General features: G+C 60.6%; 25 protein-coding genes. 18 read left to right on the top strand and 7 right to left on the bottom strand.

What is annotated here, in order from left to right; all coding sequences use genetic code 11:
• Nucleotides 1-21: 21 nt before the first annotated feature.
• The 3 genes from ACTJK9_RS27935 to ACTJK9_RS27925 all read right to left on the bottom strand — a co-directional run bounded on the left by ACTJK9_RS27935 (nucleotide 22) and on the right by ACTJK9_RS27925 (nucleotide 2,253).
• On the bottom strand, nucleotides 22-753 hold the full coding sequence (locus ACTJK9_RS27935; protein ID WP_039769530.1) for a GntR family transcriptional regulator: 732 nt from the start codon (nucleotides 751-753) through the stop codon (nucleotides 22-24).
• A gap of 330 nt (nucleotides 754-1,083) precedes the next feature.
• On the bottom strand, nucleotides 1,084-1,599 hold the full coding sequence (locus ACTJK9_RS27930) for a L,D-transpeptidase family protein (protein ID WP_085611429.1): 516 nt from the start codon (nucleotides 1,597-1,599) through the stop codon (nucleotides 1,084-1,086).
• 102 nt (nucleotides 1,600-1,701) lie between these two features.
• Nucleotides 1,702-2,253 (bottom strand): NUDIX hydrolase, encoded by a 552-nt coding sequence (locus ACTJK9_RS27925; RefSeq protein ID WP_085611430.1) that lies wholly within the window; start codon nucleotides 2,251-2,253, stop codon nucleotides 1,702-1,704.
• 147 nt (nucleotides 2,254-2,400) lie between these two features.
• On the opposite strand from ACTJK9_RS27925, the gene ACTJK9_RS27920 reads away from it, so the two are divergent.
• The 5 genes from ACTJK9_RS27920 to purT all read left to right on the top strand — a co-directional run bounded on the left by ACTJK9_RS27920 (nucleotide 2,401) and on the right by purT (nucleotide 5,598).
• Nucleotides 2,401-3,000 (top strand): CoA pyrophosphatase, encoded by a 600-nt coding sequence (locus ACTJK9_RS27920; protein WP_039769535.1) that lies wholly within the window; start codon nucleotides 2,401-2,403, stop codon nucleotides 2,998-3,000.
• Between the two features lie 47 nt (nucleotides 3,001-3,047).
• The gene (locus tag ACTJK9_RS27915) at nucleotides 3,048-3,572 is read left to right on the top strand and encodes a gamma carbonic anhydrase family protein (RefSeq protein WP_025112181.1); all 525 of its coding nucleotides are present in this window, start codon (nucleotides 3,048-3,050) and stop codon (nucleotides 3,570-3,572) included.
• Complete coding sequence (locus ACTJK9_RS27910; protein ID WP_007954618.1) at nucleotides 3,569-3,784, top strand: DUF1289 domain-containing protein; 216 nt, start codon at nucleotides 3,569-3,571, stop codon at nucleotides 3,782-3,784. The genes ACTJK9_RS27915 and ACTJK9_RS27910 overlap by 4 nt, the downstream gene beginning before the upstream one ends.
• Before the next feature lie 64 nt (nucleotides 3,785-3,848).
• Nucleotides 3,849-4,316 (top strand): preQ0 transporter, encoded by a 468-nt coding sequence (locus tag ACTJK9_RS27905; protein ID WP_085611431.1) that lies wholly within the window; start codon nucleotides 3,849-3,851, stop codon nucleotides 4,314-4,316.
• A gap of 100 nt (nucleotides 4,317-4,416) precedes the next feature.
• Complete coding sequence (gene purT, locus ACTJK9_RS27900; RefSeq protein WP_440817554.1) at nucleotides 4,417-5,598, top strand: formate-dependent phosphoribosylglycinamide formyltransferase; 1,182 nt, start codon at nucleotides 4,417-4,419, stop codon at nucleotides 5,596-5,598.
• 46 nt (nucleotides 5,599-5,644) lie between these two features.
• Here the strand turns inward: purT and ACTJK9_RS27895 are convergent, their stop codons facing one another.
• The 3 genes from ACTJK9_RS27895 to ACTJK9_RS27885 all read right to left on the bottom strand — a co-directional run bounded on the left by ACTJK9_RS27895 (nucleotide 5,645) and on the right by ACTJK9_RS27885 (nucleotide 9,263).
• On the bottom strand, nucleotides 5,645-6,961 hold the full coding sequence (locus ACTJK9_RS27895) for an MFS transporter (protein WP_221398771.1): 1,317 nt from the start codon (nucleotides 6,959-6,961) through the stop codon (nucleotides 5,645-5,647).
• A gap of 235 nt (nucleotides 6,962-7,196) precedes the next feature.
• Nucleotides 7,197-8,438 (bottom strand): transporter associated domain-containing protein, encoded by a 1,242-nt coding sequence (locus tag ACTJK9_RS27890; RefSeq protein ID WP_221398772.1) that lies wholly within the window; start codon nucleotides 8,436-8,438, stop codon nucleotides 7,197-7,199.
• A gap of 12 nt (nucleotides 8,439-8,450) precedes the next feature.
• The gene (locus tag ACTJK9_RS27885) at nucleotides 8,451-9,263 is read right to left on the bottom strand and encodes a cytochrome C assembly family protein (RefSeq protein ID WP_039769548.1); all 813 of its coding nucleotides are present in this window, start codon (nucleotides 9,261-9,263) and stop codon (nucleotides 8,451-8,453) included.
• Nucleotides 9,264-9,472: 209 nt separating this feature from the next.
• Between ACTJK9_RS27885 and ffh the strand changes: the two genes are divergently transcribed.
• The 6 genes from ffh (at nucleotide 9,473) to ACTJK9_RS27855 (ending at nucleotide 13,549) form a co-directional block, all read left to right on the top strand.
• Nucleotides 9,473-10,849 (top strand): signal recognition particle protein, encoded by a 1,377-nt coding sequence (gene ffh / locus ACTJK9_RS27880; RefSeq protein ID WP_064593624.1) that lies wholly within the window; start codon nucleotides 9,473-9,475, stop codon nucleotides 10,847-10,849.
• Nucleotides 10,850-11,098: 249 nt separating this feature from the next.
• A complete protein-coding gene (gene rpsP, locus ACTJK9_RS27875) occupies nucleotides 11,099-11,350 on the top strand; it encodes a 30S ribosomal protein S16 (RefSeq protein WP_003185073.1) in 252 nt (83 codons plus the stop codon).
• 5 nt (nucleotides 11,351-11,355) lie between these two features.
• Complete coding sequence (gene rimM / locus ACTJK9_RS27870; protein WP_064593627.1) at nucleotides 11,356-11,892, top strand: ribosome maturation factor RimM; 537 nt, start codon at nucleotides 11,356-11,358, stop codon at nucleotides 11,890-11,892.
• Nucleotides 11,893-11,895: 3 nt separating this feature from the next.
• On the top strand, nucleotides 11,896-12,648 hold the full coding sequence (gene trmD / locus ACTJK9_RS27865; RefSeq protein ID WP_039769553.1) for a tRNA (guanosine(37)-N1)-methyltransferase TrmD: 753 nt from the start codon (nucleotides 11,896-11,898) through the stop codon (nucleotides 12,646-12,648).
• Between the two features lie 45 nt (nucleotides 12,649-12,693).
• Nucleotides 12,694-13,044 (top strand): 50S ribosomal protein L19, encoded by a 351-nt coding sequence (gene rplS / locus ACTJK9_RS27860; RefSeq protein WP_003175895.1) that lies wholly within the window; start codon nucleotides 12,694-12,696, stop codon nucleotides 13,042-13,044.
• Between the two features lie 91 nt (nucleotides 13,045-13,135).
• Nucleotides 13,136-13,549 carry an acyl-CoA thioesterase gene (locus tag ACTJK9_RS27855; protein WP_011332614.1) on the top strand — a complete coding sequence of 138 codons (414 nt, stop codon included), beginning with the start codon at nucleotides 13,136-13,138 and terminating at the stop codon, nucleotides 13,547-13,549.
• A gap of 113 nt (nucleotides 13,550-13,662) precedes the next feature.
• On the opposite strand, the gene ACTJK9_RS27850 is transcribed toward ACTJK9_RS27855, so the two are convergent.
• The gene (locus ACTJK9_RS27850) at nucleotides 13,663-15,471 is read right to left on the bottom strand and encodes a cation:proton antiporter (RefSeq protein ID WP_440817548.1); all 1,809 of its coding nucleotides are present in this window, start codon (nucleotides 15,469-15,471) and stop codon (nucleotides 13,663-13,665) included.
• A 107-nt stretch (nucleotides 15,472-15,578) separates the two neighbouring features.
• Between ACTJK9_RS27850 and xerD the strand changes: the two genes are divergently transcribed.
• The 7 genes from xerD to ACTJK9_RS27815 all read left to right on the top strand — a co-directional run bounded on the left by xerD (nucleotide 15,579) and on the right by ACTJK9_RS27815 (nucleotide 22,769).
• Complete coding sequence (gene xerD / locus ACTJK9_RS27845; RefSeq protein ID WP_039769558.1) at nucleotides 15,579-16,475, top strand: site-specific tyrosine recombinase XerD; 897 nt, start codon at nucleotides 15,579-15,581, stop codon at nucleotides 16,473-16,475.
• 143 nt (nucleotides 16,476-16,618) lie between these two features.
• Nucleotides 16,619-17,350 (top strand): bifunctional protein-disulfide isomerase/oxidoreductase DsbC, encoded by a 732-nt coding sequence (gene dsbC, locus ACTJK9_RS27840; RefSeq protein WP_039769559.1) that lies wholly within the window; start codon nucleotides 16,619-16,621, stop codon nucleotides 17,348-17,350.
• A gap of 132 nt (nucleotides 17,351-17,482) precedes the next feature.
• Nucleotides 17,483-18,787, top strand: coding sequence for a homoserine dehydrogenase (locus ACTJK9_RS27835; protein WP_011332618.1), 1,305 nt, complete (start codon nucleotides 17,483-17,485; stop codon nucleotides 18,785-18,787).
• 109 nt (nucleotides 18,788-18,896) lie between these two features.
• Nucleotides 18,897-20,306, top strand: a complete 1,410-nt coding sequence (gene thrC, locus ACTJK9_RS27830; RefSeq protein WP_064382412.1) for a threonine synthase — start codon at nucleotides 18,897-18,899, stop codon at nucleotides 20,304-20,306.
• Nucleotides 20,307-20,425: 119 nt separating this feature from the next.
• Nucleotides 20,426-21,796 (top strand): transporter substrate-binding domain-containing protein, encoded by a 1,371-nt coding sequence (locus ACTJK9_RS27825; protein WP_221399660.1) that lies wholly within the window; start codon nucleotides 20,426-20,428, stop codon nucleotides 21,794-21,796.
• Between the two features lie 118 nt (nucleotides 21,797-21,914).
• Complete coding sequence (locus ACTJK9_RS27820; RefSeq protein WP_440817544.1) at nucleotides 21,915-22,322, top strand: response regulator; 408 nt, start codon at nucleotides 21,915-21,917, stop codon at nucleotides 22,320-22,322.
• 165 nt (nucleotides 22,323-22,487) lie between these two features.
• Nucleotides 22,488-22,769 carry a DUF3509 domain-containing protein gene (locus tag ACTJK9_RS27815; protein ID WP_039769569.1) on the top strand — a complete coding sequence of 94 codons (282 nt, stop codon included), beginning with the start codon at nucleotides 22,488-22,490 and terminating at the stop codon, nucleotides 22,767-22,769.
• Nucleotides 22,770-22,809: the final 40 nt, after the last annotated feature.

The following is a 22,809-nucleotide window of genomic DNA, read 5'->3' as shown; positions in this document are numbered from 1 at the left end:
CTCGTTTGGCCTGGCTGCTGATCAGCGGCGCAGCTCTGCAACAAAGTCGTAGTAGTCGTTGCGGCAATAGGTGTCGGTGACTTCGATCGGCGTGTTGTCTTCCAGGTAGCCGACCCGGGTCATCAGCAGCATCGCGGTGCCGGGGGCGATGCCGACCAGTGCGGCGAACTCGTCCGAGGCATTGATGGCCTGGATGTGCTGCAGGGCGCGCACGATCGGTTTGCCGATGCTGTCGAGGTGTTCGTAGAGGGAATCGCCCACCACCTGTGGCTTGGGCATGATCGAGGCGGGCAGGGTGCTCATCTCGATGGCCATCACGGTGTCGTCGGCCTTGCGCAGGCGTTTCATGCGCGCGACCTTGTCGTTCGGCGACAGGCCGAGGCGGATCAGTTCTTCGTGGGTCGGCAGGGTGATTTCCCGCTCCAGCCATTGCGAGCTGGGCACGAAGCCCTTGAGGCGCAGCATCTCGCTGAAACCCGACAGGCGCGACAGCGGTTGTTCAAGGCGTGGGGTGATGAAGGTGCCGGAACCTTGCAGGCGGCGGATCAAACCTTGATCGAGCAGGACTTCCAGCGCCTTGCGCGCGGTGACCCGGGAAATCCCCAGCAGTTCGCTGAGATTGCGCTCCGACGGCATCGCCTGTTCGGCTTTCCACTGGCCGGCATGGATCGCCGCCTCCAGATTGCGCGCCAGTTGCAGGTACAGCGGCGTCGGCTGGGAGTCGTCGGGACGTAGGGCGTGGAGGTCGTTCATGTAAGGCTTTTCCGGCGCTGATATAGGATTGTTGTCGCTCGGTTGTCGGGCGAAAACTAATACCACTTGCATACCATGTCAACGTGTCGGAAATGCCTGTAGGCCTATGGGTTCGAGGGTTTCAAGGTGGGTGGTTTCAAGTGGTATTAGAGGTGGACTGTAAAACGCAAAAAATCGCAGTCTGCGGCTGTTCTGGCGGGTGAAAGTGGTATCACCGTTCAGGCCTGGCCGCAGGCTGCGATCTTTTGAATTTATTTTTTACGGGCGACCAATGGTCAGGAGAAAGGGCCGCTTCGCGGCCCGGAGGGAACAGGTGCCCTGGCTACGGAATCAGGGGCGGATTTCGATCATCGTGCCATCCGGCACCAGGTTCCAGACTTCGCGCATGTCGACATTGCGCATGGCAATGCAGCCGTCGGTCCAGTCCAGGGTGTGGAACAGTTGTTCGGGAGTGTCCTCGGAGTCCGGCGTGCCGTGGATCATGATCATTCCGCCAGGCTCGACGCCTTCGCGGCGGGCGCGGGCGGAGTCGCTGATGTTCGGGTAGGAGATGTGCATCGACAGGTTGAATTTGTCGCTGGTCTTGCGCCAGTCGATCCAATAGAAACCTTCCGGCGTGCGTTTGTCGCCTTCAATCAGTTTCGGGCCTTTTTTCGCGCCTTTGCCCAGGGAAATGCGATAGCTCTTGAGGGGCTTGCCGTCGGCGATCAACTGCAGTTGATGAGCCGATTTGAGCACCAGTACTTTTTCGATGAGCGGGGTGTTCGATGGCGTCACGGTGGTCACGAATGACGCTTGGGAGACGGTGACGAACGACAGGCAGAACAGGGCAAGCAACCAGCGCATTGAAACGATTCCCCAGAAATGAAGCAGATACTTTATTTATAGATAGTGTGCAGGCGCTGTCGCGGGCTGCGTAAGCCGGTTATCGGCCGGCCATCGTCGAAATCAAGTGATGGCTGGTTGAGTGAGCGGCGGGATCGATTCGGAGCGCACCGGATAGACCTCGACGCGCCGGTCAGCGAAAAAGCATTCAAGGGTCCGGCCCACCGTACGGAACGCCAGTTCGTCCCAGGGAATATCCGCTTCGTCGAACAACTGCACTTCCAGGCTTTCGGGGCCGGCGGCGAAGTCCAGATCCGCCAGCTCGGCGCGGAAAAACACATGTACCTGGCTGATGTGCGGCACGTCGATCAGGGTGTAGATGCTCAGGTTGCGTACCCGGGCGCAGGCTTCTTCGGAGGTTTCGCGGATGGCGGCCTGTTCGATGGTCTCGCCGTTCTCCATGAAACCGGCAGGCAGCGTCCAGTAACCGAGGCGTGGCTCGATGGCGCGGCGACAGAGCAGGACCTTGGTGCCCCAGGTCGGTACACAACCGGCCACGATATTGGGGTTCTGGTAGTGAATCGTCTGACAGCTGTCGCAGACGAATCGCAGCCGCGAGTCGCCTTCGGGAATGCGCTGGGTCACCGGGTTGCCGCACTGGCTGCAAAATTTCATGCTGGGGTTCCTGAATGCTGCGCCTATCTTGGCGTGCAGCGGTGTCAGTCGGCAAGTTGTCGTTTCGCGACATGACCCCCGTTCGGGGGTTGGGCGGTCGCAATGATTGGTGCATGATGCAGGGTAAGGCACCGATCGAGAACACTTATGCTGGACGAGCTACTGCACCGGGTAAGCAATCACACGCCGCGCACGCTGGAGACCGACACGCGTTTCCCCGAGGCCGCTGTCCTGGTGCCGATTACTCGCAGTGACGAACCCGAACTTGTCCTCACCCTGCGGGCCAGCGGGCTTTCGACCCACGGCGGCGAAGTCGCCTTCCCGGGCGGGCGTCGGGATCCGGAAGATCCGGACCTGGTGTTTACCGCTCTGCGTGAAGCCGAAGAGGAAATCGGCCTGCCGCCGGGACTGGTCGAAGTGATCGGTCCGCTCAGCCCGCTGATTTCCCTGCATGGCATCAAGGTCACTCCGTATGTCGGGGTGATTCCCGATTTTGTCGAATACCAGGCCAATGATGCCGAGATCGCTGCGGTGTTCAGTGTGCCGCTGGAGTTCTTCCGCAAGGATCCGCGCGAACACACCCACCGCATCGACTATCAGGGTCGCAGTTGGTACGTGCCGAGCTATCGTTACGGCGAATACAAGATCTGGGGGCTGACGGCAATCATGATCGTCGAGTTGATCAACCTGCTCTATGACGCCAGAATCAGCCTGCATCAACCGCCCAAAAGCTTCATCAATACCTGAAGCCATCGTTCGAATGGCCAGCCACCGTGAGCCCTGAGGAAAACAAGATGAAATACCGCCTGGGCGACGCCCGTGTCGACACCCATCCGCAGAGCTGGGTCGCCCCCAATGCCGTGCTGGTGGGCAAGGTCAGACTGGAAGAGGGCGCCAACGTCTGGTTCAACGCCGTGTTGCGCGGCGACAACGAACTGATCCTGATCGGCAAGAACAGCAACGTCCAGGATGGCACCGTGATGCACACCGACATGGGCTATCCGCTGACCATCGGCACCGGCGTGACCATCGGCCACAACGCCATGCTCCACGGCTGCACGGTCGGCGACTACAGCCTGATTGGCATCAACGCGGTCATCCTCAACGGCGCGAAGATCGGCAAGAACTGCATCATCGGCGCCAATTCGCTGATCGGCGAAGGCAAGGAAATTCCTGACGGCTCGCTGGTGATGGGCTCGCCGGGCAAGGTCGTGCGCGAACTCACCGAGCCGCAGAAGAAGATGCTCGAAGCCAGTGCCGCGCACTATGTGCATAACTCCCAGCGCTATGCGCGCGATCTGGTCGAGCAGGAAGAATGACAACCCCGGAAAGACCTGTCGCCTCGCCGTGCGTGAGCATTTGCGCGCTGGACGAAGACGATATTTGCACCGGTTGCCAGCGCACGGTCGAGGAGATCACTCGCTGGAGCCGCATGACCAATGATGAACGCCGGGTTGTGCTTGGGCTGTGTCATGAGCGGGCCAAGGCCAGTGGCCTGGTCTGGATGATCGGCAAAACGCCAGGGCAATAACCGATTTGATTGGCGCCATCGAAGGGCTGAAGTAACCTGTGCGCCAAATTGACAGGTCACGCCCATGATTTTTCTCATCGCCTACATCAGCAGTGTCGTGCTGATCAACTTCGCCTTTTCCACTGCGCCGCATCTGGACATCATCTGGTCGGCCTGGGGCGGGCTGGTGTTCGTGCTGCGCGACATGGTGCAGACCCGTTTCGGTCATGGCGCGATCGTGGCGATGCTGGCAGCGCTGGTGCTGTCCTATGTCACGTCCGATCCGTCGATTGCGCTGGCCAGCGCCACGGCATTCGCGGTCTCCGAGTGCATCGACTGGCTGGTGTTCACCATTACCAAGCGCCCGTTGCGCGACCGCTTGTGGATCAGTTCGGCGCTGAGCATTCCGCTTGATACCTTCATCTTCTTTGGCATGATCGACCTGCTGACGCCGCCGGTGCTCATCACTGCTCTGGCCTCGAAGTTCGCCGGTGTTACCGCCGTCTGGCTGATCATGGCCTGGCGCGAACGCAAACAGGCTGTCGCCGGCTGAAGCCAAACCCTCAGGTTCATGTAAAATGCCGCGCTTTCTCCCCATGGAAAGCGCGTCTGGCGTTGCTTTCCTCGATGATCCGCTTCTTTGAGGACCTGAGATGACCCGTATCGGAACTCCATTGTCGCCGACCGCGACCCGCGTATTGCTGTGTGGCTGTGGTGAGTTGGGCAAGGAAGTGGTAATCGAGCTGCAGCGCCTGGGCGTTGAAGTGATCGCCGTTGACCGTTACGCCAATGCGCCGGCCATGCAGGTTGCCCATCGCAGCCACGTGATCAACATGCTCGACGGCGCCGCCCTGCGTGCAGTGATCGAAGCCGAGAAGCCGCACTTCATCGTGCCGGAAATCGAAGCCATCGCCACCGCCACCCTGGTCGAACTGGAAGCCGAAGGCTTCACCGTGATCCCGACCGCTCGCGCCGCGCAACTGACCATGAACCGCGAAGGCATCCGTCGTCTGGCTGCCGAAGAGCTGGACCTGCCGACTTCGCCGTACCACTTCGCCGACACCTTCGAGGACTACAGCAAGGCTGTTCAGGACCTTGGCTTTCCGTGCGTCGTGAAGCCGGTGATGAGTTCGTCGGGCAAGGGTCAGAGCCTGCTGCGCAGCGCCGATGACGTGCAGAAAGCCTGGGATTACGCGCAAGAGGGTGGTCGCGCCGGCAAAGGTCGGGTGATCATCGAAGGCTTCATCGATTTCGACTACGAAATCACTCTGCTGACCGTGCGTCACGTCGGCGGCACGACGTTCTGTGCGCCGGTCGGCCACCGTCAGGAGAAGGGCGACTATCAGGAATCCTGGCAGCCACAGGCCATGAGCCCGGTGGCGCTGGCTGAATCCGAGCGCGTTGCCAAAGCCGTGACCGAAGCGTTGGGCGGTCGTGGCCTGTTCGGCGTCGAGCTGTTCATCAAAGGCGATCAGGTGTGGTTCAGCGAAGTGTCGCCGCGCCCGCACGACACCGGTCTGGTGACCCTGATTTCTCAGGACCTGTCGCAGTTCGCCCTGCACGCCCGGGCGATCCTCGGTCTGCCGGTGCCGCTGATCCGTCAGTTCGGCCCATCGGCTTCAGCGGTGATTCTGGTGGAAGGCCAGTCGACCCAGACTGCATTCGCCAACCTCGGTACTGCACTGAGCGAGCCGGATACCGCGCTGCGTCTGTTTGGCAAGCCTGAAGTCAACGGTCAGCGCCGCATGGGTGTTGCACTGGCCCGCGACGAGTCGATTGAAGCTGCTCGTGCCAAAGCGACCCGTGCTTCCCAGGCTGTTGTTGTAGAGCTGTAATCACGCCATCTGATCGCTCCCGCCCGCGCGGGAGCGATCTTTGCGCTTACACCACCTGATTCAGGTCGTTATTGCGCGTCTCCTTCAGGCACAGCACAGCGATCAGGCTGAGCACCGCTGCCGCAGACACATACCCGCCGACGTAACTCAAACCGCCCATCGCCACCAGTTTCTGCGCGAAGAACGGCGCCGCCGAGGCCCCGACAATCCCGCCGAGGTTGTAGGCCGCCGATGCGCCGGTATACCGCACGTGCGTCGGGAACAGTTCCGGCAGCAGAGCGCCCATCGGGGCGAATGTCACGCCCATCAGGAACAGCTCGATGCACAGGAACAGGGCCACGCCCCAGGTCGATCCCTGAGTCAGCAACGGCTCCATCAGAAATCCGGAAAGAATCGCCAGCACACCGCCGACGATCAGCACCGGTTTGCGTCCGTAACGATCACTGGCCCATGCCGACAGCGGCGTCGCGGCCGCCATGAACAGCACCGCGAAGCACAGCAGACCGAGGAAGGTCTCGCGGCTGTAACCCAATGTGGATACGCCATAGCTCAGGGAAAACACGGTCGAGATGTAGAACAGCGCGTAACACACCACCATGGCGGCGGCGCCCAGCAGCGTCGGTGCCCAGTATTGGCTGAACAGCTCGACCAGCGGCACTTTCACTCGTTCCTGGCGGGCAATGGCATTGGCGAACACCGGGGTTTCGTGAAGCTTGAGGCGCACGTACAGTCCGACCATCACCAGTGCGGCGCTGAGCAGGAACGGAATTCGCCAGCCCCAGCTTCGGAACTGTTCGTCGTTGAGGGTCATGGCCAGCGTCAGGAACAGACCGTTGGCGGCCAGAAAGCCAATCGAAGGGCCGAGTTGCGGGAACATGCCGAACCACGCCCGTTTGCCTTTCGGGGCGTTTTCGGTCGCCAGCAGCGCCGCGCCACCCCATTCGCCCCCCAATCCCAGGCCCTGGCCGAAGCGCAGCACGCAGAGCAGTATCGGTGCCCAGGCGCCGATACTGTCATAACCCGGCAGCACGCCGATCAGCGTGGTGCAGACACCCATCAGCAGCAGTGAGGCCACCAGCGTGGATTTACGGCCGATGCGGTCGCCGAAGTGGCCGAACAGCGCCGAGCCCAGCGGTCGTGCAAGGAAGGCGATGCCGAAGGTCAGGAAGGCGGAGAGCATCTGCGCCGTGCCGGAGGTCTGCGGGAAGAACACCGGCCCGATCACCAGCGCGGCAGCGGTGGCGTAGACGTAGAAATCGTAGAACTCGATGGCCGTGCCGATGAAACTCGCCGTGGCCACGCGGGTGGCGGAGTTGGTCGGTTGGGCGGGCGTGGTGTCGCTGTAAGCGGTACTGGTCGTCATGCGGTGATCCCTGACAGTCATGAGCTCCGTTGGAGCGAATTATTATGGTCGAACACCCAGGGATGTGGGATGAGGCGCGATCGCTGCTTCAGGTAGGAACAGTCGTCGGTGTGATGCGGATATTGCCGATGAACCGGCCGGAACCAGTCGGGTGCGGGGTAAGCACGCGGTTCGGCGGGGCTTGGGTAAGCCCCGCGATTATAGGAAGGTGGCTAACGATTGAACAAGGGGCTGCCTAGCGGGCCGTGACCAACGCCGGAGCGGAAGAGGTGTGCCAGATCAGCACCTTGCTCACCCGGTTCTCTTCGGTTTCGAGAATCTCCAGCCGGTAGCGGCCGATCTTCAGGCAGACCGCGCTTTCCGGGATGGTTTCCAGCGCTTCGGTCACCAGGCCGTTGAGGGTCCGGGGGCCGTCGCTGGGCAGGTGCCAGCCCAGGCATTTGTTCAGTTCGCGGATCGACGCGGCGCCGTCGATCACCATGCGGCCATCGGCTTGTGGGTGGATGTGCGGGTTGTCGAGGCTGTGTTCGCTTTCGAATTCGCCGACGATCTCTTCGAGAATGTCTTCCAGGGTGACAATCCCCAGCACTTCGCCGTACTCGTCCACCACCATGCCCAGCCGCCGCTGCTGCTTGTGGAAGTTCAGCAGCTGCAGTTGCAGCGGGGTGCTTTCGGGAACGAAGTAGGGCTCGTAACTGGCCGCCAGCAAGGCTTCGCGGGTCAGGTTGCCATTGTCCAGCAAATGGCGGACCTGCCGGGTGTTGAGCACCGCCTCGACCTGATTGATATCGCTGTGAAACAGCGGCAGACGAGTACGACGGTTGTGGCGCAGTTGCTCGGTGATTTCTTCGATCGGATCGTCGAGGTTGATGCCGTCGACATCGCTGCGCGGCACCAGAATGTCGTTGACCGTGATGTTATCCAGCGCATGGATGCCCGAAACCGGGTGCGGGCGCACTGGATGATCGGGGTCATCATGACGCTCCGCCGGCACATCGTCTTCGCTTTGTTGCACCACCTGGGCCTTGCGGATGAACGGGCGCATCAGCAAACCACTGACGCGACTGAGCAGCCAGGCAAGCGGGTAAACGACCTTCAGCGGTACTGCCAGCAGCGTATTGCCGAACGACAGCACCGCATCCGGATAACGCTGGGCAAGGGCGCGGGGGAAATAGTCGGCAAAAACCAGCAGCAGGGCGCCGGCGCCAAGGCAAGCCGCCCAGGGGCCGTTTTCTTCACAGAGAAAGATTGCCAGCAGCGTGGCCAGAATAACGGCGAGGGCGCGGCACAGGGTATTGCAGAGGATCAGGCTGTCGAGCGGGAAGCTGAGCTTGGCCAGGGGCTTGTCGCTGGCGCGGGATGCGGTGCGTTGCGCGAGCAGGTGCTGTTGCGCCGCTTCGACGGCGGTAAACAGCCCTGACCAGAGAATCAGCAGGGCAAATACCGCGAGCATCGGCCCTATGGGCAAACCGTCCATTTATGCCGCCCGTCAGATGTGCAGGATGTATTCACGGACCAGTTTGCTGCCGAAATACGCGAGCATCAGCAGGCAGAAACCGGCGAGGGTCCAGCGGATTGCCTTGTGTCCGCGCCAGCCGAGGCGGTTACGGCCCCACAGCAGGACGCTGAACACGATCCAGGCCAGGCAGGCCAGCAGGGTTTTATGCACCAGGTGCTGGGCAAACAGGTTCTCGACGAACAGCCAGCCGGAGATCAACGACAGCGACAGCAGCGTCCAGCCAGCCCAGAGGAAGCCGAACAGCAGGCTTTCCATGGTTTGTAGTGGCGGGAAGTTCTTGATCAGCCCGGACGGGTGCTTGTGCTTGAGCTGATGATCCTGCACCAGCAGCAACAAGGCCTGGAACACCGCGATGGTGAACATGCCGTAGGCGAGGATCGACAACAGGATGTGCGCGAGGATGCCCGGTTCTTCATCGATGATCTGCACCGTACCGGCCGGCGCGAACTGCGCCAGCAGCACCGTGATCGCACCCAGCGGGAACAGCAGCACCAGCAGGTTTTCCACCGGAATCCGCGAGCAGGCGAGCAGGGTCAGGGCAATGACCGCCGCAGCGATCAGGCTCGAAGCACTGAAGAAATCCAGGCCCAGACCGATCGGCGTCAATAAATGCGTAAGCAGGCTGGCGCTGTGGGCCAGCACGGCGAGAACGCCGAGCGAGACCAGCAGGCGCTTGTTGGCCTTGGCGCCAGTGGCCAGGCGGGTGCCCTGATAGAGGGTCGCAGCGGCGTAGAGAAGGGCGGCGGCGAGGGTGGTCAGCAAACTCGGTGACAAGGGGAGCATAAATCCTGTTAGGCAAGCCCGAAAGGGGCTGAGTTTGGCATAGAACCGCCGTTGCACGAAAGACCGGCAAGCTGACAGCGAGGTGTCCGCCAGCCGCAGTCTTCGCTATAATCCGCGACCTGCCCACGCCGCAGGCTCGCCGAGCACATGTTGATTCCGGTCTGGGCCGCCATTATCCCGGTCTACACAGGGCCTGAAAGGATCGCGCAATGTTTGAAAACTTAACCGACCGTCTCTCGCAGACGCTGCGCCATGTCACCGGCAAGGCGAAGCTGACCGAGGACAATATCAAAGACACCCTGCGCGAAGTGCGCATGGCGTTGCTCGAAGCCGACGTCGCCCTGCCGGTGGTCAAGGACTTCGTCAATTCGGTCAAGGAACGCGCTGTCGGCACAGAGGTGTCGCGCAGCCTGACGCCGGGCCAGGCGTTCGTTAAGATCGTCCAGGCCGAACTCGAAAGCCTGATGGGCGCGGCCAACGAAGACCTGAACCTGAGCGCCGTGCCGCCCGCCGTCATTCTGATGGCCGGTCTGCAGGGCGCGGGTAAGACCACCACTGCCGGCAAGCTGGCGCGCTTCCTTAAAGAGCGCAAGAAAAAGTCGGTCATGGTCGTGTCGGCGGACATCTACCGTCCTGCTGCTATTAAACAGCTGGAAACCCTGGCCAACGACATCGGCGTAACGTTCTTCCCGTCCGACCTGAGCCAGAAACCGGTCGACATCGCCAACGCAGCTATTAAAGAAGCAAAACTGAAATTCATCGACGTGGTCATCGTCGACACCGCCGGTCGTCTGCACATCGATGAAGAGATGATGGGCGAGATCAAGGCGCTGCACGCCGCGATCAACCCGGTTGAAACCCTGTTCGTGGTCGACGCCATGACCGGTCAGGACGCGGCCAACACGGCCAAGGCCTTCGGTGATGCGCTGCCGCTGACCGGCGTGATCCTGACCAAGGTCGACGGTGATGCCCGTGGCGGTGCCGCGCTGTCGGTTCGCGCGATCACCGGCAAGCCGATCAAGTTCATCGGTATGGGCGAGAAGAGCGAAGCACTCGATCCGTTCCATCCTGAGCGTATCGCTTCGCGGATCCTCGGCATGGGCGACGTGCTCAGCCTGATCGAACAGGCTGAGGCGACCCTCGACAAGGACAAGGCCGACAAACTGGCCAAGAAGCTGAAGAAGGGCAAGGGCTTCGACCTCGAAGATTTCCGCGATCAGCTGCAACAGATGAAGAACATGGGCGGCCTCGGCGGGCTCATGGACAAGCTGCCGAGCATCGGCGGTGTCAATCTCTCGCAAATGGGCAATGCCCAGAGCGCCGCAGAGAAGCAGTTCAAACAGATGGAAGCCATCATCAATTCCATGACCCCGGCCGAGCGCCGCGACCCTGAGCTGATCAGCGGTTCGCGCAAGCGCCGGATCGCCATGGGCTCCGGCACCCAGGTGCAGGACATCGGTCGCTTGATCAAGCAGCACAAGCAGATGCAGAAGATGATGAAGAAATTCTCCGCCAAGGGCGGAATGGCGAAAATGATGCGCGGCATGGGCGGAATGTTGCCCGGCGGCGGCATGCCAAAGATGTAAAAGAACTCGCCGGTCGTCGCACCGGCGCAGTCCCGCAAGGAAGCGGGATCCACAGCAAACCCGCACTCGGCGGGAGCTGACCGGCCGTGTTAAACGACGGCCCCATATGCAAATCTGCACGGCATGCCACAGGCGCCGGAAAAAGTCATTTGCAAAAGTCCGGATATTCCTTAGAATATGCGGCCTTTCGGGCACCCATGCCCGCTGTGCATTTAGATTTGCAGCACCGACTACAGGAACGATGTTCACATGCTAACAATCCGTCTTGCCCTTGGCGGCTCCAAAAAGCGCCCGTTTTACCACCTGACCGTAACCGACTCCCGCAACCCGCGTGACGGTTCCCACAAAGAACAGGTTGGCTTCTTCAACCCTGTTGCCCGTGGTCAGGAAATCCGTCTGTCCGTGAACCAAGAGCGCGTTGCCTACTGGCTGAGCGTTGGTGCACAGCCTTCTGAGCGTGTTGCTCAGTTGCTGAAGGAATCTGCCAAGGCTGCAGCCTGAGCAGTATGAGCGCGACGCCAGAAAAAGCTGATGACCTGATCGTTGTCGGCAAGATTTTTTCGGTTCACGGCGTTCGCGGCGAGGTGAAGGTCTTTTCCTTTACCGATCCGATTGAAAACCTGTTGGGCTATCGCAACTGGACGCTTCGGCGCGAAGGCATAGTGAAACAGGTCGAGCTGGTCAGCGGCCGATCCACTCAAAAGGATCTGGTTGTGAAGCTCAAAGGCCTCGACGATCGCGATGAAGCCCGTCTTCTGAGCGGTTACGAGATTTGCATCCCGCGAAGCCTTTTGCCCGACCTGACCGCCGACGAGTACTACTGGTACCAGTTGGAAGGTCTGAGCGTCATCAACCAGGACGAACAATTGTTCGGCAAGGTTGATCACCTGTTGGAGACCGGCGCGAACGATGTATTGGTGGTCAAGCCCTGCGTTGGCAGCCTGGATGATCGCGAGCGGTTGTTGCCCTATACGGAGCAATGCGTGCTGGCAATCGACCTGGAAGCAGGCGTGATGAGGGTGGAATGGGACGCGGACTTCTAAGCAATGGCCAGCCTGCGCGTAGACGTCATTACGCTGTTCCCCGAGATGTTCTCGGCCATCAGTGAGTACGGCATTACCAGTCGTGCGGTCAAACAGGGGCTCTTGCAGCTGACCTGTTGGAATCCGCGGGATTACACGACGGATCGGCATCACACTGTGGACGATCGCCCGTTTGGCGGTGGTCCGGGCATGGTGATGAAGATCAAGCCCCTGGAAGATGCTCTGGTTCAGGCCAAGGCAGCAGCCGGGGAGGCGGCGAAGGTGATTTACCTGTCCCCCCAAGGCCGTCAACTGACTCAGTCGGCGGTACGCGAACTGGCGAAATCGGATGCATTGATCCTGATTGCCGGTCGCTATGAAGGCATTGACGAGCGCTTTATTGAGGCTCATGTCGATGAAGAGTGGTCGATTGGTGACTATGTGTTGTCTGGCGGCGAGCTGCCGGCCATGGTCATGATCGATGCGGTTACACGACTGCTGCCCGGAGCTTTAGGGCATGCGGATTCCGCTGAGGAAGATTCCTTTACGGATGGTCTGCTGGATTGCCCGCACTACACCCGACCTGAGGTGTATGCGGATCAGCGTGTTCCCGACGTGTTGCTGAGTGGCAATCACGCGCATATCCGGCGTTGGCGTTTACAGCAGTCCCTTGGCAGGACCTTTGAACGACGCGCCGATCTTCTGGAAAGCCGCTCGCTTTCTGGAGAAGAGAAGAAGCTGCTCGAGGAATACATCCGCGAGCGGGACGATAGTTAACAACGTATCGATGGTAGATCAGACGATTTACCTTAGGAGCACAGCATGACCAACAAAATCATCCTTGCACTCGAAGCAGAGCAGATGACCAAAGAAATCCCTACCTTTGCCCCAGGCGACACCATCGTCGTTCAGGTGAAAGTGAAGGAAGGCGATCGTTCCCGTCTGCAAGCGTTCGAAGGCGTTGTCATCGCCAAGCGTAACCGCGGCGTGAACAGTGCGTTCACCGTTCGTAAAATCTCCAACGGTGTTGGCGTAGAACGTACTTTCCAGACCTACTCCCCGCAAATCGACAGCATGGCTGTCAAGCGTCGCGGTGACGTACGTAAAGCCAAGCTGTACTACCTGCGCGACCTGTCGGGTAAAGCAGCTCGCATCAAGGAAAAACTGGCTTAAGTCCAGCTTCCGATGCAGAAAAAAGCAGCCTACGGGCTGCTTTTTTGTTGCCCGCAATTTATCCACCGCATTTCTGTTTCAGGCCTGACCCATGACCCCTCGCGAGCAAGAAATCGAACGCCGCACCGAACTCTCGGTGACCCGCGTGACCAAGGCGGTTTTTCCGCCGACCACCAACCACCACAACACCCTGTTCGGCGGCACCGCGCTGGCCTGGATGGACGAAGTGTCCTTCATCACCGCCACGCGCTTCTGCCGTTTGCCGCTGGTGACAGTGTCGACCGATCGCATCGATTTCAATCATGCGATCCCGGCAGGCTCCATCGTCGAACTGGTTGGGCGGGTGATCAAGGTCGGCAACACCAGCCTCAAGGTCGAGGTGGAAGTGTTCGTTGAAAGCATGAGCTGCGACGGTCGTGAGAAAGCCATTCACGGGCAGTTCAGCTTTGTTGCCATCGATGATGACAAGCGTCCGGTGCCGGTGCTGCCGGGTTTCGCGGCCTGATCCAGCACCGAGCCGCGGCATTCGCGGGCAAGCCCGCTCCCACACGTTTTGTGTTGTCCGCTGATGATGTGTTCGANACACTGTGGGAGCGGGCTTGCCCGCGATTCGGTCTGTCAGGCGCTGACGCTCTCCGGCTGAATCAGCGCCACCAGCGTCCATCCCGGCCCCGGCTTTAGCACGGTTTCCGGCGTCACGACATGCACCCAGCCGCTGTCATCGCGCATGAACAGTAGCGTCGCGCGATTGCCATGCAGCGCACGGTAATTGTCCCAGCCAAACCCGTCCGTCAGCGTCGTGCTGTAAAGATCGGCACCTTGCCCCAGTTGACTGGCGAGTCTTGCGTAAGTCAGCGCCTCGCTCCCCAGTTGGTTGCCGCGATGTTCGAGGCTGGCACGGTGCTTGTCGCTGCGCCGGCTTTCCTGACCGCTGGCCAGCCCGAACAACCGCTGATGGCCAAAGTCATGACGAAAGCGCATGGCCGCCAGCGTATTGAGTTCGCCCGACGGTGACAGCGCCAGCAAATGCCCCAGTCCGACCAGGTCCAGATGCGCATCGGCGTGCTGTGAGGCCGGATTGCCGAAGTAGGTCGGCAAGCCATCCATGCGCGCGGCGCGGATATTTTCCCAGCTTGAATCCGTCAGCAGCACCCGGCTGCCCAGCTGTTGCAGCGACTTGCCGAGCAGGCGCGCAGGCCCGTTCGCCCCGACGATCAGGAAGCCGCTGGGCGCTGGCTCCGCAACTTTCAACAGCCGGGCCAGTGGCCGAGCGGTCGCACTTTGCAGCACGACGGTGCCGATGATCACGGCGAACGTCAGCGGCACCAGCAACAGCGCGCCTTCATGGCCCGCTTCATCAAGTCGAATCGCAAAGATCGCCGAGACCGCCGCCGCGACAATCCCGCGCGGGGCAATCCAGCACAACAGCGCACGTTCACGCCAACTCAGGCTCGAACCGGCGGTGCTCAGCACCACGTTCAACGGTCGGGCGATCAGCTGAATCACCAGCAACAGGATCAACACCAGCGGCCCGAGACCGATCAACGCGTTCAGATCCAGTCGTGCCGCCAGCAGAATGAACAGCCCGGAAATCAGCAGCACGCTGAGGTTTTCCTTGAAGTGCAGGATGTGCCGCACATCCACACCCTTCATGTTCGCCAGCCACATGCCCATCAGTGTCACCGCCAACAGCCCTGATTCGTGCATGGTCTGGTTGGCGGCGATGAATATCCCCAGCACCGCGGCGAGCGATGCCAGATTGTGCAAATACTCCGGCAGCCATTGGCGCCGGATGATCGTGCCGAGCAACCAGCCACCGACGATACCGAACGCGCTGCCGCAGACAATCACCCCGCCAAATGTCAGCAGGCTCTGTTCCAGGCCATGGCCTTCGGCCCGAGCAATGATGAAGCTGTAGACCACCACCGCGAGCAGCGCGCCGATCGGGTCGATCACAATCCCTTCCCAGCGCAGGATGTTGGCGATCGAAGCCTTCGGCCGCACCACGCGCAGCATCGGCACGATCACGGTCGGCCCGGTGACCAGGGTCAGGCTGCCGAACAGGATGGCGAGCAGCCAGTCGAAACCCAGCAGCCAGTGCGTCGCGACCGCAATCACTACCCATGTCGAGAGCGCACCGATTGTGACCAGTCGATGCACGACGCTGCCGATCTCGCGCCATTCCGACAGGTGCAGGGTCAGGCTGCCTTCAAACAGAATCAGTGCCACCGCCAGCGACACCAATGGCATCAGCAACGGGCCGAACATTTCCTGTGGGTCGAGCCAGCCCAGCACGGGGCCCGCCAGAATGCCGGTCAGCAGCAGAAACAGAATCGCCGGCAGCTTCAGGCGCCAGGCGAGCCATTGGCAGCCCAGTGCGGCAGCGCCGATACCACCGAAAGCCAACAGAATTTGCTGCTCGTTCATTGAAGCTCCCTGTTCCTTGAAATAGCGGGCTATGAAAGACTAGCGGCCATTTCAACCGTTCACTCTTTATTTGCGCGCAGTGCCAAACCTGCGTGTCTTGAGCGCCCATGCCTGCCATCGACCACCCACTGATCGACCAGTTTCTCGACGCCCTCTGGCTGGAAAAAGGTCTCTCCGACAACACTCGCGACGCCTACCGCAGTGATCTCGCGCTGTTCAACGGCTGGTTGCAGGACAAAGGTCTCGAACTGGTCAATGCCGGTCGAGAACTGATCCTCGATCACCTGGCCTGGCGTCTGGAACAGAACTACAAACCTCGCTCTACGGCGCGATTTCTTTCCGGTGTGCGTGGTTTTTATCGCTATCTGCTGCGGGAAAAACTGATTTCGGTTGATCCGACTTTGCGCGTGGATATGCCGCAACTCGGTCGGCCGCTGCCCAAATCCCTGTCGGAAGCCGACGTCGAAGCGCTGCTGAAGGCGCCGGACTTGAGCGAAGCCATCGGCCAGCGCGATCGCGCCATGCTCGAAGTCTTGTATGCCTGCGGCCTGCGTGTCACCGAGCTGATCAGCCTGACGCTGGAACAGGTCAACCTGCGTCAGGGCGTGTTGCGGGTGATGGGCAAGGGCAGCAAGGAGCGGCTGGTGCCGATGGGCGAGGAGGCGATTGTCTGGGTCGAGCGCTACCTGCGTGACGGTCGCGGCGAGCTGCTCGGCGGGCGCCCGAGCGATGTGCTGTTCCCCAGTCAGCGCGGCGAGCAGATGACCCGCCAGACCTTCTGGCATCGAATCAAGCATCAGGCCAAGGTCGCCGGGATCGGCAAGTCACTGTCGCCGCACACCTTGCGTCACGCGTTTGCCACCCACCTGCTCAACCATGGCGCCGACTTGCGGGTGGTGCAGATGCTGTTGGGCCACAGCGACCTGTCGACCACGCAGATCTACACTCACGTCGCCCGGGCACGTTTGCAGGATCTGCATGCCAAACATCACCCGCGCGGCTGAGCGCCGTTTGTCTTGCGACAGGCGCATTCGGCCACGGGAGCCTTATGTGGTAGGCTTTGCCGGTTTGCACGATGGGCGGTTATGACCCGGTGTTCCGGCACGGGCGTTCTGATCGTTCCATTTGTCCGCCTTCAGGAGTTCTCATGCGTCTGACCCAGATTTTCGCCGCCGCAGCCATTGCGTTGGTCAGCACCTTTGCCGTCGCCGATGACGCGGCCGACAAAGCGATTCGCCAAAGCCTGGAAAACCTCCAGCTCGACGTGCCGGTCGATACCATCACCGCCAGTCCGCTGCCAGGCCTGTACGAAGTCAAGCTCAAGGGCAGTCGCGTGCTCTACGCCAGCGCCGACGGCCAGTACATCGTTCAGGGCTACATGTTCCAGCTCAAGGACGGCAAACCGGTCAACCTGACCGAGAAGACCGAGCGCCTGGGCATTTCCAAACTGATCAATGCGATCCCGGTAGCCGAGACCGTGGTTTACCCGGCCGTGGGTGAAACCAAGTCGCACATCACCGTTTTCACCGACACCACTTGCCCGTACTGCCACAAGCTGCACGCTGAAGTGCCCGAGCTGAACAAGCGCGGCATCGAAGTGCGTTACGTCGCGTTCCCGCGTCAGGGTCTGAATTCGCCGGGTGACGAACAGCTGCAAGCGGTGTGGTGCTCGAAAGACAAGAAAGCGGCCATGGACAAAATGGTCGATGGCAAGGAAATCAAGGCCGCCAAGTGCGATAACCCGGTTTCCAAACAGTTCGCCCTCGGTCAGTCGATCGGCGTGAATGGTACACCGGCCATCGTTTTGGCCGACGGACAAGTCATTCCGGGCTACCAGCCTGCGCCACAAGTCGCCAAACTGGCGCTGGGCGCGAAGTAATTCGCATCGTCACGCTCAGGCGTTGACGAGCGTGGTCCGGCGGCAGGATTGCCGGGCCATCAACAGAGAGCCGCGAACCTGCGGTTGTTTTCACGGCCGGCCTCGCGTCGGCCGTTTTATGGGGAGTTCACAGTGAAACCGGTCAAAGTAGGCATCTGTGGGTTAGGGACCGTCGGTGGCGGAACCTTCAACGTACTTCAGCGCAACGCCGAGGAAATTGCTCGTCGTGCCGGGCGTGGAATCGAAGTGGCACAAATTGCCATGCGCACGCCAAAGCCTCAGTTCCAGACGACCGGTATTGCGATTACCAACGATGTCTTCGAAGTGGCCACGAACCCTGAGATCGACATCGTCATAGAGCTGATGGGCGGCTACACCGTTGCCCGCGAGCTGGTACTCAAGGCCATCGAGAATGGCAAGCATGTGGTCACCGCGAACAAGGCTCTGATTGCCGTTCACGGTAATGAAATTTTCGCCAAGGCACGCGAGAAAGGCGTGATCGTGGCGTTCGAAGCGGCGGTAGCCGGCGGCATTCCGGTGATCAAGGCGATCCGTGAAGGCCTGTCCGCCAACCGTATCAACTGGGTCGCCGGGATCATCAACGGCACCGGCAACTTCATCCTCACCGAAATGCGCGAGAAGGGTCGCACCTTCGAAGACGTGCTGGCCGAGGCGCAAGCGCTGGGTTACGCCGAAGCTGATCCGACTTTCGACGTCGAAGGCATCGACGCGGCGCACAAGCTGACGATCCTGGCGTCGATCGCATTCGGTGTTCCGCTGCAGTTCGACAAGGCTTACACCGAAGGCATCACCAAGCTGACCACCGCCGACGTGAATTACGCCGAAGCGCTGGGCTACCGCATCAAGCATCTGGGCGTGGCACGCAGCACCGCCGCCGGTATCGAGCTGCGCGTACACCCGACGCTGATACCGGCCGATCGCCTGATAGCCAACGTCAACGGTGTGATGAACGCGGTGATGGTCAACGGTGACGCTGCCGGTTCGACCCTGTTCTACGGCGCCGGCGCCGGCATGGAGCCGACCGCTTCGTCGGTGATCGCGGATCTGGTGGACGTGGTTCGCGCCATGACGTCCGACCCGGAAAACCGCGTGCCGCACCTGGCCTTCCAGCCGGACTCGCTGTCGGCCCATCCGATCCTGCCGATCGAAGCCTGCGAAAGCGCCTACTACCTGCGCATTCAGGCCAAGGACCATCCGGGCGTACTCGCTCAGGTGGCGAGCATCCTCTCGGAGCGCGGCATCAACATCGAGTCGATCATGCAGAAGGAAGTCGAGGAACACGACGGCCTGGTGCCGATGATTCTGCTGACCCACCGCGTGCTGGAACAGCACATCAACGACGCGATCGCCGCCCTCGAAGCGCTCGCGGGCGTGGTCGGTCCGGTTGTGCGGATCCGCGTCGAGCACTTGAACTAAACAGAAACAGCTGCAAGCTTCGAGCTGCAAGCGGCAAGAGAAAAGCAGTCCGGCTTTTACCTGAAGCTTGTAACTCGTAGCTTGAAGCTCAAACCGAAGGTTTGCCCCTATGCGTTACATCAGTACCCGCGGCCAGGCACCGGCCCTGAATTTCGAAGACGTCCTGCTGGCCGGTCTCGCCACCGACGGCGGTCTGTACGTCCCGGAAAACCTGCCACGTTTCACCCAGGAAGAAATCGCTTCCTGGGCCGGCCTGCCGTATCACGAGCTGGCCTTCCGCGTCATGCGCCCGTTCGTCACCGGCAGCATTCCGGACGCCGATTTCAAAAAGATTCTTGAAGAAACCTACGGTGTGTTCGCCCACAACGCCGTTGCGCCGCTGCGTCAGTTGAACGGCAACGAATGGGTGCTGGAGCTGTTCCACGGCCCGACCCTGGCGTTCAAGGACTTCGCCCTGCAACTGCTCGGTCGCTTGCTCGACTACGTGCTGGAAAAACGCGGCGAGCGCGTGGTCATCGTCGGCGCCACCTCCGGTGACACCGGTTCGGCCGCCATCGAAGGCTGCAAGCACTGCGAAAACGTCGACATCTTCATTCTGCACCCGCACAACCGCGTGTCCGAAGTGCAGCGTCGGCAGATGACCACCATCCTCGGTGAGAACATCCACAACATCGCCATCGAAGGCAACTTCGATGACTGCCAGGAAATGGTCAAGGCCAGCTTCGCCGACCAGAGCTTCCTCAAGGGCACCCGCCTGGTTGCAGTGAACTCGATCAACTGGGCGCGGATCATGGCCCAGATCGTTTACTACTTCCACGCGGCCCTGCAATTGGGCGGCCCGGCGCGTTCGGTGTCGTTCTCGGTGCCGACCGGCAACTTTGGCGACATCTTCGCCGGCTATCTGGCGCGCAACATGGGACTGCCGATCAACCAGCTGATCGTCGCCACCAACCGCAACGACATCCTGCACCGCTTCATGAGTGGCAACCAGTACGTCAAGGAAACCCTGCACGCCACGCTGTCGCCGTCGATGGACATCATGGTCTCGTCGAACTTCGAACGCCTGCTGTTCGACCTGCACGGTCGCAACGGCGCGGCAATTGCCGGGCTGATGGATTCGTTCAAGCAGGGCGGCGGTTTCAGCGTCGAACAGGAACGCTGGACCGAAGCACGCAAACTGTTCGACTCGCTGGCCGTGGACGATGCGCAAACCTGCGAAACCATCGCCGAAGTCTACGAGCAGACCGGTGAAGTGCTGGATCCGCACACCGCCATTGGCGTGAAAGCCGCGCGCGAATGCCGTCGCAGCCTGGACATCCCGATGGTGATTCTGGGCACGGCGCATCCGGTCAAGTTCCCGGACGCGGTGGAGAAAGCCGGTGTAGGAAAAGCTCTCGAACTACCTGCACATCTTTCTGATTTGTTTGAGAGAGAAGAGCGCTGCACCGTCCTGCCGAATGAGCTGAAAGCCGTGCAAGCCTTTGTCAGTCAGCATGGCAACCGAGGCAAGCCCCTCTAAGCCCGCAAAGCTGTCACATTTTGAAGCCCGTCTCCTGACGGGCTTTCTTGTTTATGCATGCCACACTGCCCGGGTTTCACCCACGAAGGACGGGTGAGTCGATGACGAAGGATGTGGCAATGCGGTTTTTTTCAGGATTGAAACCGGCGCTGTGCTGGTTGTGTGTGTGGGCGATGTTCGGGGTGTCGCAGTGGACCGAAGCGGCCCATCTGGCGAGGCATTCCGATGGGGTGACAACTGTTCAGCCTATCGAGCTGGATGAGCATGAGCGACAGTGGATTCGAGATAACCCCAGAGTGACGGTCGCCTCGGTGCAGTACCCGTTGTATCTGTTTCAGGATGAACATGGTCATTGGAGCGGCTTGAACAACGATGTGCTCACGCATATCAGCGCCATGACCGGATTGCAGTTCGTCCATCAGGAGTCGTTCTCCACCGATCACATGCTGGAACGGCTTCAGAGTGGCGTGGCCGATATCAGCACGACCCTGGCGATGAACGACGAGCGCAAGGCATTCCTGGACTTCAGTCACGCGTTCGGCGGTGCTGGCTGGGTATTCGTCGGTCATTCGGGCGAACCGGCGATACAGTCGTTCGAAGCGCTGGCAAAGCGGGTGTTGGTCCTGCCGGCCCGGCATGCGCTGGAGGACAGCATTCGACGTGACTACCCGTCGATCCAGATCCGCTCGGTGAAAACGTATGCCGAGGCGCGAGCGCTGGTCGAGAGTGGCGAGGCCTACGCCACCATCGAGAACGAGATCGGGGCTCAGCTGTTTCCCTCGGGCCTGCTCAAGGTCGGTGGTCTGGTGGAGGGCAAGTGGGAGGCGGATCATCTGGCGGTACGCAAAGGGCTGCCTGAGCTTGTGAGCATCCTCAACAAGGCATTGGGCGCTTTCTCGGCGGCCGAACTGCGTGCCATGCGCCTGAAATGGCTGGACGGCGTTGCTCCCGCTCCGGTTCCCTCGATCGGCTCGCTCCTGATCAAGTGGGGGTGTTGGGCGATGGGTGCGCTTGGGGTGTTCGGGCTATTGCCCTTGCTGTGGAACCGCCGTTTGGCGGCCGAGGTAAAACAGCGCCGGGCGGCTGAAAAGGATCTAAGTGATCAACTGGCTTTCCAACATGCATTGATCGATGCGATGCCCGATCCCGTATTTGTTCGCGATCTGCAGGGGCGGTTGATCATGTGCAATCGCAGTTATGAAGATGCGCTGTCGGTTCGGCTGGAGCAGGTGCAGGGCCGGAAGCTGTTCGAGATCGATGCGCTTCCACAGGCCACGGCACTGATGCTGCACGAAGAATTCATGGCGCAGCTGGGCACTCGTAAAACACGTTTCAGCAAACGGCAGCTGGTGTTCAAGAGCGGCCCCCGTCAGATCTACCAATGGACGGTGCCGTTTTACAGTGCGGATGGAAAACTGCGTGGCCTGCTGGGTGGCTGGACGGACATTACCGAGCGGCGGAAGGAGAGTGGATGTCGATGTCTGCATTAAAGATGGGAAAGTTCCTATAAAACGTGGCTACTTTTCTGATGGGAGGCTTAGGACGACTGCCCTAGAGTGACAGGCCACTGCGGCGTGAATCCGCGATTGCCGCTCCAGAGGTCGTCCCATGCGCTCGCTCAAGATCCTGATTCTAGAACCCAATCCGTTCCAGCTGATGGCGTTGCACCAGATGCTCAACGCCATCGGTATCTATGATGTGCTGACCGCGCCGTCGCTGGGTTCGGCAAAGCGGTCACTGGAACGTCGCGGAGCGGTCGACATTACCCTGTGCAATCCACAATTACAGAACGGGGACGGGGTGGCGCTGATCCGGCATCTGGCCGACCGGCAGGACGCGCGGGCGATGATTCTGCTGGGGGCCGTGACACCCAGCCTGCTGCAAGAGCTGGAAACCTTGCTCGGCGAACACGGGATCACCTTGCTGGGCCGCCTGCACACGCCGGTGTCGGCGGTGTTGATGAGGAGTCTGCTGGACACCTACATGACAAGCCACCGGCATTGCGTGGACGCTTGAACCCCCATGGTTATTTTCCTGTCATCTTCACCCTGCATGCTCCGATAGGCCGGTGACGCTCCGGGAGAGGCCGGCGACAAGCAGAACTTTCCTCTCGGGCCGGTGGTCATTTACTGTGAACACGCCCCAGGCACTGTGTTTTCGGACTATTGAGTGGAGATCGAGATGGAAAGTATCAGTCTATTGCTCGGTGAGGCTCTGAGCCCGTATCAAGTGACGTTGACCCCTCGGGGTCGCCATGGCGAATGCATGGTGACTTTGAAGAACGGCAGCGGCGCGATCGTGGTGGAGCGCGAATTCAATCAGGCGCAATTGAGCGACAAGCGTCAACTGACAGATGTGGTCGACGGTCTGCACCGTGACATCCTGATTGCCGAAGGCCGGCTGGAACCCTGTGTGATCGCCGCGTTGCGAAACGCAGCCCTCGACAAGCACCCGGCCCTCTGAAACTGATTTTTCATTTGTGGGAACCTTCCTGCATTCAGGT

It is taken from the genome of Pseudomonas sp. 22082, from assembly GCF_052046055.1.
GTDB lineage: Bacteria > Pseudomonadota > Gammaproteobacteria > Pseudomonadales > Pseudomonadaceae > Aquipseudomonas > Aquipseudomonas pharyngis.
Note: the sequence above shows the minus strand (reverse complement) of the source record. Positions and strands in the feature narration are given on the sequence as shown.

Excerpts from the sequence above, each read along its gene's own strand:
- ACTJK9_RS27935 (WP_039769530.1), bottom strand. The coding sequence starts at position 753 with ATGAACGACCTCCACGCCCTACGTCCCGACGACTCCCAGCCGACGCCG.
- ACTJK9_RS27930 (WP_085611429.1), bottom strand. The coding sequence starts at position 1,599 with ATGCGCTGGTTGCTTGCCCTGTTCTGCCTGTCGTTCGTCACCGTCTCC.
- ACTJK9_RS27925 (WP_085611430.1), bottom strand. The coding sequence starts at position 2,253 with ATGAAATTTTGCAGCCAGTGCGGCAACCCGGTGACCCAGCGCATTCCC.
- ACTJK9_RS27920 (WP_039769535.1), top strand. The coding sequence starts at position 2,401 with ATGCTGGACGAGCTACTGCACCGGGTAAGCAATCACACGCCGCGCACG.
- ACTJK9_RS27915 (WP_025112181.1), top strand. The coding sequence starts at position 3,048 with ATGAAATACCGCCTGGGCGACGCCCGTGTCGACACCCATCCGCAGAGC.
- ACTJK9_RS27910 (WP_007954618.1), top strand. The coding sequence starts at position 3,569 with ATGACAACCCCGGAAAGACCTGTCGCCTCGCCGTGCGTGAGCATTTGC.
- ACTJK9_RS27905 (WP_085611431.1), top strand. The coding sequence starts at position 3,849 with ATGATTTTTCTCATCGCCTACATCAGCAGTGTCGTGCTGATCAACTTC.
- purT (WP_440817554.1), top strand. The coding sequence starts at position 4,417 with ATGACCCGTATCGGAACTCCATTGTCGCCGACCGCGACCCGCGTATTG.
- ACTJK9_RS27895 (WP_221398771.1), bottom strand. The coding sequence starts at position 6,961 with ATGACGACCAGTACCGCTTACAGCGACACCACGCCCGCCCAACCGACC.
- ACTJK9_RS27890 (WP_221398772.1), bottom strand. The coding sequence starts at position 8,438 with ATGGACGGTTTGCCCATAGGGCCGATGCTCGCGGTATTTGCCCTGCTG.
- ACTJK9_RS27885 (WP_039769548.1), bottom strand. The coding sequence starts at position 9,263 with ATGCTCCCCTTGTCACCGAGTTTGCTGACCACCCTCGCCGCCGCCCTT.
- ffh (WP_064593624.1), top strand. The coding sequence starts at position 9,473 with ATGTTTGAAAACTTAACCGACCGTCTCTCGCAGACGCTGCGCCATGTC.
- rpsP (WP_003185073.1), top strand. The coding sequence starts at position 11,099 with ATGCTAACAATCCGTCTTGCCCTTGGCGGCTCCAAAAAGCGCCCGTTT.
- rimM (WP_064593627.1), top strand. The coding sequence starts at position 11,356 with ATGAGCGCGACGCCAGAAAAAGCTGATGACCTGATCGTTGTCGGCAAG.
- trmD (WP_039769553.1), top strand. The coding sequence starts at position 11,896 with ATGGCCAGCCTGCGCGTAGACGTCATTACGCTGTTCCCCGAGATGTTC.
- rplS (WP_003175895.1), top strand. The coding sequence starts at position 12,694 with ATGACCAACAAAATCATCCTTGCACTCGAAGCAGAGCAGATGACCAAA.
- ACTJK9_RS27855 (WP_011332614.1), top strand. The coding sequence starts at position 13,136 with ATGACCCCTCGCGAGCAAGAAATCGAACGCCGCACCGAACTCTCGGTG.
- ACTJK9_RS27850 (WP_440817548.1), bottom strand. The coding sequence starts at position 15,471 with ATGAACGAGCAGCAAATTCTGTTGGCTTTCGGTGGTATCGGCGCTGCC.
- xerD (WP_039769558.1), top strand. The coding sequence starts at position 15,579 with ATGCCTGCCATCGACCACCCACTGATCGACCAGTTTCTCGACGCCCTC.
- dsbC (WP_039769559.1), top strand. The coding sequence starts at position 16,619 with ATGCGTCTGACCCAGATTTTCGCCGCCGCAGCCATTGCGTTGGTCAGC.
- thrC (WP_064382412.1), top strand. The coding sequence starts at position 18,897 with ATGCGTTACATCAGTACCCGCGGCCAGGCACCGGCCCTGAATTTCGAA.
- ACTJK9_RS27825 (WP_221399660.1), top strand. The coding sequence starts at position 20,426 with ATGCGGTTTTTTTCAGGATTGAAACCGGCGCTGTGCTGGTTGTGTGTG.
- ACTJK9_RS27820 (WP_440817544.1), top strand. The coding sequence starts at position 21,915 with ATGCGCTCGCTCAAGATCCTGATTCTAGAACCCAATCCGTTCCAGCTG.
- ACTJK9_RS27815 (WP_039769569.1), top strand. The coding sequence starts at position 22,488 with ATGGAAAGTATCAGTCTATTGCTCGGTGAGGCTCTGAGCCCGTATCAA.